11 protein-coding genes are annotated in these 13,710 nt (G+C 66.8%); 3 read left to right on the top strand and 8 right to left on the bottom strand.

All coding sequences use genetic code 11. The features are described from left to right. Nucleotides 1-102 precede the first annotated feature (102 nt). The 3 genes from C4S70_RS07315 to C4S70_RS07305 are packed head-to-tail and all read right to left on the bottom strand — an operon-like array spanning nucleotide 103 to nucleotide 3,115. The gene (locus C4S70_RS07315; protein WP_235003748.1) at nucleotides 103-588 is read right to left on the bottom strand and encodes a ParB/RepB/Spo0J family partition protein; all 486 of its coding nucleotides are present in this window, start codon (nucleotides 586-588) and stop codon (nucleotides 103-105) included. A gap of 35 nt (nucleotides 589-623) precedes the next feature. Next, entirely contained in the window at nucleotides 624-1,535 is a 912-nt protein-coding gene (locus C4S70_RS07310) for a plasmid partitioning protein RepB C-terminal domain-containing protein (RefSeq protein WP_104007447.1), read from the bottom strand. Then, nucleotides 1,535-3,115 (bottom strand): recombinase family protein, encoded by a 1,581-nt coding sequence (locus C4S70_RS07305; RefSeq protein WP_104007446.1) that lies wholly within the window; start codon nucleotides 3,113-3,115, stop codon nucleotides 1,535-1,537. Before C4S70_RS07305 ends, C4S70_RS07310 begins: the two co-directional genes overlap by 1 nt. 88 nt (nucleotides 3,116-3,203) lie before the next feature. Here C4S70_RS07305 and C4S70_RS07300 point away from each other — a divergent pair, with 88 nt between their 5' ends. Next, entirely contained in the window at nucleotides 3,204-3,602 is a 399-nt protein-coding gene (locus C4S70_RS07300) for a hypothetical protein (protein WP_104007445.1), read from the top strand. Between the two features lie 685 nt (nucleotides 3,603-4,287). Here C4S70_RS07300 and C4S70_RS07290 read toward each other — a convergent pair. Both C4S70_RS07290 and C4S70_RS07285 read right to left on the bottom strand, forming a co-directional pair. Beyond that, nucleotides 4,288-5,616 carry an aspartate aminotransferase family protein gene (locus tag C4S70_RS07290; protein WP_104007443.1) on the bottom strand — a complete coding sequence of 443 codons (1,329 nt, stop codon included), beginning with the start codon at nucleotides 5,614-5,616 and terminating at the stop codon, nucleotides 4,288-4,290. A 12-nt stretch (nucleotides 5,617-5,628) separates the two neighbouring features. Continuing rightward, nucleotides 5,629-6,420 (bottom strand): BKACE family enzyme, encoded by a 792-nt coding sequence (locus C4S70_RS07285; protein ID WP_104007442.1) that lies wholly within the window; start codon nucleotides 6,418-6,420, stop codon nucleotides 5,629-5,631. A 106-nt stretch (nucleotides 6,421-6,526) separates the two neighbouring features. On the opposite strand from C4S70_RS07285, the gene C4S70_RS07280 reads away from it, so the two are divergent. Then, nucleotides 6,527-7,429 carry a MurR/RpiR family transcriptional regulator gene (locus C4S70_RS07280; RefSeq protein WP_104007441.1) on the top strand — a complete coding sequence of 301 codons (903 nt, stop codon included), beginning with the start codon at nucleotides 6,527-6,529 and terminating at the stop codon, nucleotides 7,427-7,429. A gap of 130 nt (nucleotides 7,430-7,559) precedes the next feature. Here the strand turns inward: C4S70_RS07280 and C4S70_RS07275 are convergent, their stop codons facing one another. Together C4S70_RS07275 and C4S70_RS07270 are read right to left on the bottom strand one after the other, a co-directional pair. Then, a complete protein-coding gene (locus C4S70_RS07275) occupies nucleotides 7,560-8,918 on the bottom strand; it encodes a sensor histidine kinase (protein ID WP_235003747.1) in 1,359 nt (452 codons plus the stop codon). Between the two features lie 4 nt (nucleotides 8,919-8,922). Continuing rightward, complete coding sequence (locus tag C4S70_RS07270) at nucleotides 8,923-9,594, bottom strand: winged helix-turn-helix domain-containing protein (RefSeq protein ID WP_104007440.1); 672 nt, start codon at nucleotides 9,592-9,594, stop codon at nucleotides 8,923-8,925. Between the two features lie 172 nt (nucleotides 9,595-9,766). Between C4S70_RS07270 and C4S70_RS07265 the strand changes: the two genes are divergently transcribed. Beyond that, nucleotides 9,767-10,930 carry a S1C family serine protease gene (locus C4S70_RS07265; RefSeq protein WP_104007439.1) on the top strand — a complete coding sequence of 388 codons (1,164 nt, stop codon included), beginning with the start codon at nucleotides 9,767-9,769 and terminating at the stop codon, nucleotides 10,928-10,930. Nucleotides 10,931-11,040: 110 nt separating this feature from the next. Here C4S70_RS07265 and mprF read toward each other — a convergent pair whose 3' ends face one another. Further along, nucleotides 11,041-13,701, bottom strand: coding sequence for a bifunctional lysylphosphatidylglycerol flippase/synthetase MprF (gene mprF, locus C4S70_RS07260; protein ID WP_104007438.1), 2,661 nt, complete (start codon nucleotides 13,699-13,701; stop codon nucleotides 11,041-11,043). Nucleotides 13,702-13,710 lie beyond the last annotated feature (9 nt).

Genomic DNA, 13,710 nt, shown 5'->3' with positions numbered 1-13,710 from the left:
CCGCAAGCGCCCCCATTCCGCCCTTGGCGGCAAACCCCCAGCCGTGGTCTACTGGCTGAGAAAAGACGAAACCCAACCCGGTCAGCAGGAGCAAAGAGTAGCTTAAATCACGCCGGAAACTGTCCAGACATTGGGGAGTAGCTCACAGGCCTTGTCCTTGAGAAACGCGACCGCCTCGGCGCAGATGCCGTCGAGCAGCCTGACCTTGCGCCGGATGCTTTGCGGTTCGAGGTCGAGCGCGGCGGCAATCTTCTCCTCCGGGACGCCGCGCTCGATGGCCTTCAGGATCATGCGATGTTCCTGAACCGGGGCGATACGGCTGACGCGTTTGTTGTAGGTGAAGGCTTCGTCGTCGGTAGACACCAGGCATTCGACCTGGTCGTGGCCCAGGTCCTTCAGCACTTCGATCCGCACATGGCCGTCGAGCAGCAGCCAGCTGCCGCCTGCTTCGGCGTTTCGCGCCACCACGGGTGGTTCGACCAATCCGATCTCCCGGATCGACGCGGCAATCTGAGTGTATTTGCGGCTGGATTTGGTCGATTTGCCGAGGACCCTTACGGGAAGAATGTCCGCGACCGGGATGGTCACGCAATCGGTCTCGAACCCGAGTTGGACTTTCCGGGTCATGGTGCCGTTCTTTCAGCAATGGAATCTTGAAGGTAGGCGGGCATGGTCTCCAGTCCTTCCGCGCGCAGAAGGGTGACGAAATGCTCGTCCTCCAGGAGGGCCCGAAATGCCTGACAGATGAACAGCAGCCGCCCCTGCGTGAGTTCGGCCTTCTTGATCAGAAGCTTTTGTCGGTCGGCCTCCTTCTGATAGGCGCGCACCAAGGCCTCGCTCGTCAGCGGGCGCCGGTTGCGGCCCTCGCGCCCGTGTTGACTTGGGTCCACCTTCTTCCCGCGCGCCTCGCGCCGTTCGATGAGGCGCCGGGCCATGGCGAGTTTCTTGCCGCGCAGTCTCTTCTGCGTATAGGCATCCATCAGCGCGCGCTGGGCGCCTTCGGCATCGGTTTTGGATATCTCGATGGCGAGATTCAGGGGGAGAAGGCCAGTCTCGACGGCTGTGACCAGCCGTTCCTCGCCGCGCTCGAGCAGGCCCGCGATCATGCCGACATAGTCCTGCGAGACGCCGATCTTTTCGCCGATCTGGCGGTCATTGTATCCACGTTTCCGCAAGGTGCCGATTTCGCGCATCAGATCGATGGGGCGATGCTGGCGTCGGGCACAGTTTTCGACGAGGCTCATGACCAGGCAGTCGGCCTCGTCGGCGTCGATGACAATCGCGGGGATGGCTCTTTGCTTCAGCTCGATAAAGGCCTCGAGCCGCCCCTGACCGCACACGAGATCGTATTCCTGTGGGTCTGTTTCCGCGCGGCGGGTGACCGTGATCGGACGCTTGAGACCGATCCTGGCGATGTTCTTGGCCATGTCCGCGAAGGTGCGAGGGTTTCGCACCCGCGGATTGAGAACCCGAATGCGGTCGACCGGGATCTGTGTGACTTCCTTGGGGTGAGCGTTCTTCGGAATCTTCGACATCAGGCCGCCTCCGTCACCTTGGCCCGTCCGGCGAGGGCATAGAAATCGTCTAGGGTCTCGGTTCGATAGGCATCGAGCCACAGGCCATTCTGCTCGGCCATCTTCAGCCGCGCGCCGGTCATGTCGATGCTTGGCAGCAGGTAGTAGTCGCGCGGCGCATCGTTGGTCTCGTTCATTCGCACGGCGATGGTGATGTCGGGGAGAAGGCCGGTGTCGAGCCGAATATGCCAACGCAACGACCCAGCTTCGGTAGCCTTGCATCGGGCCAGGACCACCGAGACGGTGAATTCGTCATTGACCCGGAGTAGTTGGGTCTCGGGATCCTGCAGCGCACTTCCGCCTTGAGCGGCGATGCCATCAATGATTTCGGCGAAAATCTCCGGGTGCGCCGCCCGCAGGGCACGGTTGATTTCGATATAGCTGTAGTCCCGGCCGGGCTCGTATCCGATGAGTTTGTAGGCCCGCAGCAGGCTGCCAAAGCGGCTGCGATAAGCGCTGGACGAGGGGAGATCGGCCTCCTCGTCGATGATCAGCCCTGACAACGTACCCTGGCGCCTCAGAATCGCGCGCAGGGCGTCGAGAAGTTCCTCGTCCGAGAAATGCCGGTGCCGGGCGTCGACGATCTCCCGCGCGCGCAGGAACAGCGCCTTGTCGACAATGGCCGGAAAGGCGCCTTCCGCGCGGATCCACATGTCGCGCGGGTTGACCACCCGGCGCTGCTTCAACTTGAACGACACCTTGTTGTAGACGTTGTTGCCAATGTATTTTTCGTTGGTCAGCACCTGATGGACTGTCGCGCGCGTCCAGGGGCGGTCGAGATCGGTGCGATGCCCTTCGGCGGTCAGGGCCTCCGCGATCTCGCGTTCCGAGCGACCTTCATTCACGAACATCTCGTACATGCGCTGCACGACCCGCTGTTCTTCCTCGGGGCCGGGCACCAGGATCACGCGGTCGGTCTGCAGACTCTTCTGTTCGCCGCGCGACAACTCGCCCTTCGGGTTGCCGTGCTCGTCGATCAGCACCCGGCGCAGCCCATAGCCGGCCGCGCCGCCTTGGCGATAGCCGAGTTCGACCAGGCGGCATTGCCCGGCGAAGACCTTGACCGACAGCTCTCGGCTGTATTCTCCCGCCATCACCCGCTTGACGGTCTTCAGCAGGTTCGAGCCGATGCTGCCGTCATTCTCGAACTGCTCATCGCAATAATGGACCCGGATTCCGGCGCGCGAGCAGACATGCTCGTGATAGGCACCCTCGTCGGCATCCTGAAACCGGCCCCAGCGGCTGACGTCATAAACGAGGATCGCCTTGAAATCGGCCTGGCCGGATTGAACCTCGGCCATCAGGGATTGCAGCGCCTCGCGTCCATCCGGCCGCAAGCCGGACCGGCCCGAGTCCTCGAAGACCCGCAGGATCGTCAGCCCGCGTGCGGCGGCATAGCTGCGGATGACATCAAGCTGGCTCTCGGTGGAATATTTCTGGTGATCGGTCGACATCCGGACATAGGCGACGGCCGGGATGTCCGCTTCAGGCTGCGCCTCGTGCTTTTCCGAATGAGCAGCCCATCGACCGGTCACTTGCATATCCCCTCATAGTTCCAGGCAAATTTATATCTCCCGCCGGAATCAACGCCTGAAGTCTTCGCATCCATGTAAAGCGAAGGAGGGTGGAATGTCGTTTCCGAAAAAGGGCAAGTTCTTTCCAGGGGAAAACGGATATAATGGAAAAGCGGAGTCGCCCGAGAAGGGCGGCTTTGTTAAGGAAATTGCGGCGGCTTTGAAACGGTCGCTTGGAGATAGCCGAGCCGGTGTCAAGACGGTGGCGGCCTGGACGGGTGCCAACGAGAAGACGGTGAAGAACTGGTTCTCGGCAACCTACGGTCCGAGCGGTGCGCACCTGATCGCGCTGGCGCGCCATTCAGACGAAGTGCTGTCCACGTTCCTCGCCATGGCGGGGCGAGAGGATCTGATGGTTGCTATCAAGCTTGCCGCTGCCGAAGAGGCGGTCGAAGAACTGCTCAAGGCGGTGCGGCAGTTGAGCCAAGACGATCCCGGCAATACGATTATTTGAGCAATCGACAGGCAGTCGAAAACACTTGTCCCTCAATAGCGCGCAGGATTTCGAAGCGATCCCGCGCGGTGGACCCCCGCACGGGAGAGAGTTGGTCGCCTGAGTCATTTGCTCCGGGAGTAGGCGACACGGACTTCGAAGTTCAAGGCGGGAGATTCAGTCCCGGGGCTCGAGCGCTTGCAGCTCTCTGAACCGATGTGAACCCGGCCTTCCGAACAGCATACCGGCCCGTGGCGTCATGGAAGGCCACGCTCAGAGGCCTGACACACGTCCGATCGAAGACCCCCGCCGAAAGACCGAAGATTACGCTTGCCAAAACAGGGGGCATCCACACACGCCCCTCCGGCCCCACGGCGCAGACCTGGAAGCTACCCTTCGCCAGGTCGATCGCCAGCATCTTGATCTTCGTCGTCATCGGTGCGCCCTCCACTTGGTTCATGAAACCATCATGGCATACGAGATGCCGCTGGGTGGGGGCATCCACCGAATCAGTTCACCTCCGCGAAACCATCCTCGTCACGCTGCATGCGCGGCTCTCGGCGCTGTCCGCCAGGCGCTTGAGCGCGAGTTCCGGCGGCTGGCTTTCGTCGAGGATCGCCGCCGGGATCGGGCCAGCCGGAGAGAAGCCGGTTGGGGACGTCGTAGCCCCAACGGCGCCCATGGCCGCTCGTATTGGCGGGGTCAGTCAGATGGTGCGCAGCGCGGCGTCGATGGCGTCGGTCAGCTTGTCGGTGACTTCCGGGATCTGGTCTTCGGTCATGATGAAGGGCGGGGCCAGCAGGACGTGATCGCCGATGCGCCCGTCGCGAGTGCCGGACATCGGGTAGCAGATCAGGCCGCGGTTGAAGGCTTCGGACTTGATCCGCGCGGCGAGGCGACGGGCGGGGTCGAAGGGGGTTCTGGTGGCGCGGTCCTCGACCAGTTCGATGCCGCGAAAGAGGCCGCGGCCGCGGATGTCGCCAACATTGGGATGCTGGCCGAGGCGGGCGCGCAGGGCGGCGTCGAGCTTTTCCCCCATCTCGCGCACACGGGGGATCAGGTTGCGGTTCAGGAGGGCGTTGACCACGGCGAGGCCGGCGGCGGCGGCAACCGGGTGGCCGACATAGGTGTGGCCGTGCTGGAAGAAGCCCGAGCCCTCTTCGATCGCGGCGTAGATCCGGCTTGAGCAGAGCATCGCGCCGATCGGCTGATAGCCCGCCCCCAGCCCCTTGGCGATGCAGAGGATGTCGGGGGCCACGCCGTCATGGTCGCAGGCAAACAGGTGGCCGGTGCGGCCCATGCCGCACATCACCTCGTCAAGGATCAGCAGCACGCCGTATTTGTCGCAGATCTCGCGGATGCGGTGGAAATAGCCCTCGACCGCGGGCACCGCGCCGGCGGTGGCGCCGACCACCGGTTCGGCCATGAAGGCCATCACCGTGTCGGGGCCGAGGCGGAGGATTTCGTCTTCGAGTTCCTGCGCGACGCGCTGGCCGTAGTCGAAGGCGGATTCGCCCTCTTGCCGGTGGGCGTATTCATAGCAGGGGGCGATGTGGCTGACCTCGACCAGCAGGGGCGCGAACTGGGCGCGGCGCCATTCGTTGCCGCCCGCCGACAGCGCGCCCAGCGTGTTGCCGTGATAGCTCTGCCGCCGGGCGATCAGGTGGCGGCGCCGGGACTGGCCGATTTCGATGAAATACTGGCGGGCGAGCTTGATCGCGGCCTCGGTGGCCTCGGACCCGCCCGAGACGAAATAGACCCGGTCGAGGTCTCCGGGGGCGTGTTCGATCAGAAGGTCGGCCAGAGCCTCGGCCGGTTCGGAGGTGAAGAAGCCGGTATGGGCAAAGGCGAGCTTTTCGGCTTGGGCCCGGACGGCGGCGATGATTTCGGGGTCGCCGTGGCCGAGACAGGACACCGCCGCGCCGCCCGATCCGTCGAAATAGCGTTTGCCGGTGGCGTCGATCAGGTAGCAGCCTTCGCCGCCGACGGCGACGGGCGGTTGCGATTTCGTGTGGCGGGGAAAGACGTGGGACATGCCGGGTTCCCTTCAGGCGGGTTGGGTCGTGGCGTGGGCGCGCGGGGTGAAGCCTGCGGCGCGGGCGGTGGCAGCGAAGGCGCGGACCGAGGCGGCGTTGTGGGGAAAGAGCGTGCCGTCGGGGGCGTGCAGGTTGTTTTCGAAGCCGATGCGGACGTTGCCGCCCAGCCGCAGCGCCTGCAACAGGCAGGCGTGTTCGGCGGGGCCGAAGGCGCAGACCGTCCAGTCCACCGGGTGGCTGAGGCGGGCCAGCAGGGGGGGCAGGTCCGAGGGCTGCGCCGGCCTTGGCGGCGCATAGCGGCCGAGCACCAGGATGACCTGCGGGGTCTCGTCGCGGATGATGCAGCGGGTGCGGAGGCCTTTGAAGGTGGCAATGCAGGACGGGCCATAGAGGATGTGCTGTAGCCGGATCCCGGTATCATTGGCCAGGGCGTAGATTCGCGCTGCGAGTGCCGGGTCGCGGGCGAGTTCGCGGACCGAGGCCGAGGCCCAGGCGGGGCGCAGGTCGCGCAGGCAAGCATATTGCGCCGCCACGTCATAGCGGCCGGCGTATTCGGTGGTGATCTGGATGCGCATGCCCGGCGCGGTTTCGTCGATCGCAGCCATCGCCTCGCGATAGCGGCCGGGGTCCAGCGAATGGCGACCGTTCGCGTCCCGCACATGCAGGTGGACCGCGTCCGCGCCCTCGGCCTGGCAGGCGCGGGCGGTCGCGGCCAGTTCGGCCGGCGAGAGCGGCAGGGCAGGGTGGTCAGTCTTGCCGCGCCGCGCGCCGTTGGGTGCCACCATCAGGGAATAGGTCTGCATCTCGTCCGTCCGTTCGCCCGTTGTCCGGGGCAAATTACAACGATTGCAGTTTTTGCGCAAAAAAATCATGTGTTATATGCGAGTCATTCGAAGTTCCGAGGCGTTCATGGATCCGACCCTGAAATCCCGCACCGTGGCCCGACTGAAGGTCGATCTGGAGCGGTTTACCCCGCGCATGCAACTGGCGGCGAAATATGTGCTGGACAATCCGGTGGAGTTCGGGCTGGACCCGATCCGCGAGACCGCCCGCAAGGCCGGCGTCAGCACCTATACGCTGGTGCGCATAGCCGAGCATCTGGGCTTTGACGGGTTCGAGGAGTTTCGCGCACCATTCCGGCACGCGCTGCTGTCGGCCGGTGCGTCCGCGGACCGGCCGGGATGGGTCGCGGGGCTGCGCGCGCGCGGCGAGGCCGGCCGGTTCCAGGCGGATGTTTCGGCCAACGCGCTGTCGATTGTGGAGCGGTCGCTGGAGCGGCTTGGCCCGGAGACGCTGGATCGGGCGGCCGAGATCCTGATGTCGGCGCGGCGGGTTTATGTGACTGCGGTGCGGGCCAGTTTCGCCATGGCCTATTACTTTCACTATGTGGGGCGAATGGCGGTGCCGTCGCTGCGGCTGATTCCGCGCCACATGGGCAGCGCGGTGGATGATCTGAACGAGGCGGGGCCGGAGGATGCAATGCTGGCGATCACCGTGGCGCCCTATTCGCGCGAGACCATCGAGGCCTGCGAATTTGCGCAGGACAAGGGGCTGAGGCTGGTGCTGGTGTCGGATTCCGATGTGGTGGCGCCGGGGTTGAAGCCGGATGCGGTGATGGTGGTGTCAACGCTCAGCGAACACCATTTCGGCTGTTATACCGGTATTGTCGCAGTGCTGGAAGTGCTGCTGGCGCGGCTGGTGCGCGACGGAGGCGCGCCGGCGCGGGCGCGGATCGAGTCCTATGAGGCGCTGCGCACCCGGCACAATGTCTATTGGAGCCGGGCAAAGACGCGCGCGGGCCGGCAGGGCTGATCGTTGTGCATTGGCGCGATCCGATCGATGCGAGGGGGCGCTGCCCCCTCGCGCTCCCCCGGAGTATTTTCAGGCAAGATGAAGGGGGCGCGGGGGCGAGCGGCGTGGCCGGGACCAAAAAACATCGGTTTTAATGGTCGGTGGGGACGGGGGGAAAGTGAATCATGACCCTGAGGCCCGGGCGGTTGTCCGACAGTTCGATTCGCGCCTCGTGCAGGTCGGCGATGGCCCGCACGAGGCTGAGGCCCAGCCCGCTGCCCGGCGTGGTGCGGCTGGATTCGAGCCGGTAGAGACGGCGGAACACGGCGTCGCGCTCGGATTCGGGGATGCCGGGGCCGGTGTCGGAGACCTCGAGCCACGGGCCGGTCGCGTCCCGTCCGGTGGCGACCCGGATCTCGGTGCCTGCGGGCGTGTGGCGCAGCGCGTTTTCGATCAGGTTGGCAAGTATCTGGCCCAGCAGATCCTTGTCGCCGCGCACCGGCACCTCGCCCGCTGCGGGAACGGCGATCAGGCGGTGGCCGCTCTCCTCGGCCGAGGGGTCGTAGACCTCGCAGAAGGTCGCGGCGAGCGATGCCAGATCGACGCGGGCGAAGCGGGCGCGGGGTTGGCCGCCTTCGATCTGGGCGATCTGGAGCAGCGCGTGGAAGGTGCGGATCATGGCCTGCGCCTCGGCCCGGGCGCGTTCGGCGAGCGCGGCGGCCGGTTCCGGCAGGCCGGGCGTGGCGGCGAGGCGTTCGAGCTGCACCGAAAGCCGCTGGACCGGCGTTTTCAGGTCGTGGGCAATATCGGCAGAAACCTGGCGCAGCGCGGCGACCTTGGATTCCAGCTCGTCCGCCATGGCGTCCACCCGTTCGGCGATGCGGCTGAGGTCGTCGCGGACGCCGCCGATCGGTCCGACGCGGGCGCCGAATTCGCCGCGCGCCAGACGGTCGAGTGCCCGTTCCAGCCGGTCGATGCGCCGTTGCGACCGGCGCGCCAGCAGCAGCGCGCCCCCAAGCGCGACCAGCATGGTTGGGAACAGGCTGAACAGAAAGACACGCGTGAAGATCCGGCGCAGCTGCGCAACGGGTTCGGCGCTGACGGCGATGGTCATGAGCCCGCCATGCAGCACCCGGGTCAGGGTGTAGAACTCCCCGTGGATGTCGCCGCCGCCCGGCGCCAGCGACACGGCGCGATAGCCTTCGTGATCGGCCAGGATTGCGGCATTGCCCACCACCAGGCCGCCCGGCAGGCGATAGCTGATGATGCGCTTGTGCGGTTCGGTGACTTCGGATTGCGACCGCACCAGCGCGGCCAGCGCCGCCGCCGAGGGCACGGCGCCGAACCCCGCCATTTCCTGGTTCAGCGTGTCTCGCAGGTTTTGTTCGAGCGGCTGGCGGATGATGAAATAGGTGGCCGTGAGGCTGGCGAAACTCATGACCGCGAACAGGGCCACCAGCGCCAGCGACAGCCGGACCGGGGTCGAGGACCAGAGCCGCGCCGCCGCCACCGGTTCAGGCCTCGATCATGTAGCCGGCGCCGCGCACGGTCTTGATGAGGTCGCGGTCGAAGGGCTTGTCCACCTTGGCGCGCAGGCGGCTGACATGGGTTTCCACCACGTTGGTCTGTGGGTCGAAGGAGATGTCCCAGACCGCTTCGAGCAGCATGGTGCGGGTCTGCACCCGGCCCTTGTGGCGCAGAAGATGTTCCAGCAGCGCAAATTCCCGCGGCAGCAGGTCGATCTCCTGTCCCGCGCGCGTGACGCGGCGGCGGATCAGGTCCATCTCCAGATCGCCAGCGCGGAGCACGGTTTCCTCGCGCGTGGTCTGCGGGCGGCGGCCGAGGGCGGCGACGCGGGCGGAAAGTTCGCCGAATGCGAAGGGCTTGACGAGGTAGTCGTCGCCGCCGGCGTTCAGCCCCTCGATCCGGTCGTCCACCCCGCCCAGCGAGGTCAGGAACAGCGCCGGCGTCATCACGCCCGCGCCGCGCAGCGTCTTGATCAGCGCAAGCCCGTCCAGCCCCGGCAGCATCCGGTCCACCACCAGCACGTCATAGTCGCCCGCGGTCGCTTGGATCAGCCCGTCGCGGCCGTTCTCGACCAGGTCCACGACATGGCCTTCCTCGCGCAGCCCCTCGGCCACGTAAGAGCCCGTCGTCGCGTCGTCCTCGATCACCAGTATCCGCATGGGGGTCCGCCGATTGTTCCTGCCGCGAACGATGCCCGTTTCCCGCGGCGCGCTCAACCGCCCTGCGTCGGATTACAAAGATTTAATCCCGCTGAAAGGCGGCTGACAGGAAGGGTGCCGATATGGGCAGGCAGAGAGGAATTGCAATCCGTCAGAACCAGGAGGCACCCGGATGACCCAAACCAAACCCCTCAGCAAACCCCTTGACAAACCGCGCAGACTGGTTGCGCTGACGCTGGCCGCGGCGATGATGTCCACCAGCCTTGTGGCCTTGGCGCCGTCCCCGGCGCTGGCCGTGCTGCCCGGCGGCTATGCCGATCTGGTCGAACAGCTGTCCCCGGCGGTGGTCCATGTCGCGGTCGAGGCCGCGATCACGCCCGTACGGTCGGACGTCCCCATGCCGAACGACGACTTTCTGCGCGAGTTTCAGCGCCGTTTCGGCATCCCCTTCCCCGGCATGCCGGGCGGGTCGGGCGCGCCGGACGCACCGGGCGCGCAGATCCGGCAGGGAGTCGGCTCGGGCTTCATCATTTCGAAGGACGGGCTGATCGTGACCAACAATCACGTGGTCAAGGATGCGCGGTCGGTGACGGTAAAGCTGTCCGACGGCACCCGGCTGGATGCGCGGGTGATCGGCACCGATCCGCTGACCGACATCGCGCTGCTGAAGGTCGAGGCCGACAAGCCCCTGCCCACGGTCGAGTTCGGCTCCTCGGCCGAGATGCTCCCCGGCGACGAGGTGATCGCCATGGGCAGCCCCTTCGGTCTTGGCGGGACGGTGACGGCCGGGATCGTGTCGGCCAAGAACCGCGACATCCATTCAGGGCCTTACGACGCCTATATCCAGACCGATGCCGCGATCAACCGGGGCAATTCGGGCGGGCCGCTGTTCAACACCGAAGGCAAGGTGATCGGTGTCAACACCGCGATCTTTTCGCCCGATGGCGGGTCGGTCGGGATCGGCTTCGCCATCCCCTCGGACATCGTGAAGAAGGTCGTGGCCGACCTTCAGGACGACGGCAAGATCGACCGCGGCTGGCTGGGCGTGCAGATCCGGCCGATGTCGGAGGAGGTCGCGCAGGTGCTGGGCTATGACAAGGGCCGCGGCGCCGTGATCGACGAGGTGATGCCCGACAGCCCGGCGCAGAAGGCGGGGCTGAAGCCCGGCGACATCGTGCTGAAGTTCGACGACACCGAGATCGCCGAGCTGCGGGATCTGACCCGTGCCGTGGGCGCGGCGGAACCGGGCAGCCGCCACGAAATCGAAATCCTCCGCAAGGGCGAGAAAATGACTCTGGACGTCAGGCTTGACAACCGATCTGGCCATGACGCCTGACAGGCGCCACGGGTCCGGCCACCCATCCCCATGAACCGGCGGCCGGATCCACCACCACTCACGGACGGCCCGTCGCAGGCGCGGGCCCTGTCGGCGCTACTCTGTCGGCGTCATCGGCGGCGGCCTTGGTCCCGGGTCGCCGCCGTCTTTTGCCTTCGCCACTGGCGTGGGCCGCGCGGCGGGCGCCCGCCGATCAGCTCGGCCACATTGCGCAGCGCCACCAGAGGCGGCACGGTGGGCGGAACGGCGATGTAGCGCGGCCGCCAGTCGGGGGCGAACATCGCCTTGAAGGCGCGCAGGCTTTCGAAATCCTCGAACGCGCCGCCCTGGCGGTAGAGGGTCGAACCGAACCGGCGCCAGAGTCGCGCGCTGCGGTCGGGGTCCAGCCCGGCGATGGGGGCAAGGCCCAGTCCCAGTTCCTCGGCCCCGCGATCACGGAAATGGCGGATCAGTTCGGCGAAGAGCGCGGTCATCGTGGCCCGGCCTTCGTCGGGCACGAACCGCACCAGATCGACCGACAGCCGCTTGCCTCCTGCTGCCGTCAGCACGCTGGCAAACCCCGTCACGCGCACGTCGTGGCGGGCAACCGCAAGCGGGAACCGGTCCAGATAGTCGGTGTCGAACCGGCCCACGGCAAAGCCCTTTTCGCGCCCGGTGCCGCGCGCCTGCCAGGCAACGGATACCATCTCCAGCTCTTCCAGCAGGGCCGGATCGTGGGGCGGTTGCAGCACCTCAACCGTCAGCGAGGCGATTTCGGGCCGTTTCAGTGCCGCGAGCAGATCGGCCAGTCGGGGGTCGCCGAACAGCAGGCCGCGCAGGCGCACCACGGGTTCCTCGCCGATCTTCTGCAGGGTCAGGCCCATCTCGGTCCAGAGCGCGCGGTGGCGGTCGGACACCTCGTGAAAGATCGGCGTCGCGCCGTGGGCATGGGCGTTTTCCTGAAAGGCCCAAGCCATCGGGCCGATCGCCTTGTCGGGGCCGGCGGGGTCGCCATGGGCGATGCGGTGCTGGCCATGGGGGGCATAGGCGATGAACGCGTCCTCGGCATCGGAGAAGAACAGCGCCTTGTCGCCGCTGAGCGCAAGATTGGCGCGCGGGTCGTCATGGTTGGCGATGATGTCGGCGGCCCGCCGCAGGGCGGTGGCGTCCGGGCGCCTTGTATGGGCACGCACCGGCTGCGTCGCCACCCAGACCGCCAGCGCCAGCAGCAGCGCCGACCCCGCCAGCGCCGCCCGCAGCGCGCGCGGCATGTTGGCCTGCCCCGAGAATTGCGACCACAGGTCCGACGGGTAGGGGATGGCTTCGTGCATGAAGACGAAGAACGCCACCGCCCCGGCGATCAGCCCCGCCACCAGCATGAACCAGGCCGGGCTGAACACCCCGCGGGTGAGCGGCGCCGAGCGGTAGAACTCGCGCCGGAACGGTGCCAGCACCAGCAGCGTCGCCGCCAACAGCGCGGCGCTTTCCCAGTCCCAACCGTTCAGAAGCGCGGCAAGGGCGCCGCCGGCCAGCGCGATCTGGGTCAGCCAGAACGCGCCCGAGATCCGCCGCGCCAGCCCCTGCGACAGGATCAGAAGCAGAACGCCCAGCATCGACGACAGGATCGCCCCGCCTTCAAGCAGGATCGCGGCCAGCAGGTCGTCGGGGTCGATCTGGTCGGGCCGGACTGCGGGCATCAGTGCGGCGAGGATCAGCCAGGTACCGACGCCGAAGGCGGTCAGCCCCGCCAGCGCGGGCGTGGCGCCGGTCACCGCCCGCATGACGGGCCGCAGGGGCGCGGGCGCCTCGCCGATCAGGCGGGTGACGAAACCGCCGGCCAGCCGCGCTTCGTTCAGCGCGACAAAGGCGAGCGCCAGCGCGAACGGCACGAGGTAGTAGATCACGCGATAGAGCAGCAGCGCGGCGGCGACCTGGTCCAGCGGCACCCCGGCGGGCATGGCGGCGATGACGATGGATTCGAACACGCCGACGCCGCCGGGCACATGGCTCAGCACCCCCAGCATGGAGGCGGCGGTGAAAAGGGCCAGGAAGGTTGCGAATTCGGGCGCGCCCTCGGGCAGCAGGACGTAAAGCGTCGCCGCGGCGGCGGCGGTATCGGCCAGCGTGAAGCCCAGCTGCCCCAGCAGCAGGCCGGGGCGCGGCATGGCAATCTCGAAGCTGCGCCAGCGCAGCGACCGGCCCGAGGCCGACAGCCACAGCATCACCGCCATCAGTCCCGCCAGCGACACCACCGCGCCCCAGCGAACGAGTTCGACGGGCAGGGGCACGAGCCCCTGCAACGCTTCGGGATGCAGCGCCACCGCCCCCAGCCCGATCACCGTGATGCCGATGCCGAAGGCCAGCGCGACGAAGGTCGAGACGCTCGCCACCTCGAGCGCGCTCAACCCGAAGGCGGAATAGATCCGATAGCGCACCGCGCCGCCCGACAGGATCGACACGCCCACCGTGTTGCCGAAACTGTAGCCCAGGAACCCGCCCACCGCGACGATGCGCAGCGGGATCGACTTGCCCAGATAGCGCAGCGCCGACCAGTCATAGCCGATCAGCGCAAGATAGGCGGCCAGCGTCGCGGCACCCGCCTGGAACAGCACCGACCAGGGCGTGGCGCGGATCTGGTCCACGATGTCCTCGGCCCGCACCGGGCGCAGCAGGTGGGTCAGCGCCACCACCCCCAGCACGAACAGCCCAAGCCCCATCAGGACCGGAAGCACATGCCGCCACCCCGAGACGCCGCGATGGTTAGATCTGTCCGCTGTTGCCTGCCTGGTCATTCCGTCCGC

Origin of the sequence: Jhaorihella thermophila, from assembly GCF_900108275.1 — a bacterium.
Taxonomy (GTDB): Bacteria; Pseudomonadota; Alphaproteobacteria; order Rhodobacterales; family Rhodobacteraceae; genus Jhaorihella; species Jhaorihella thermophila.
The sequence above is the reverse complement of the archived record's forward strand: the minus strand, read 5'-3'. Positions and strand labels throughout refer to the sequence as shown.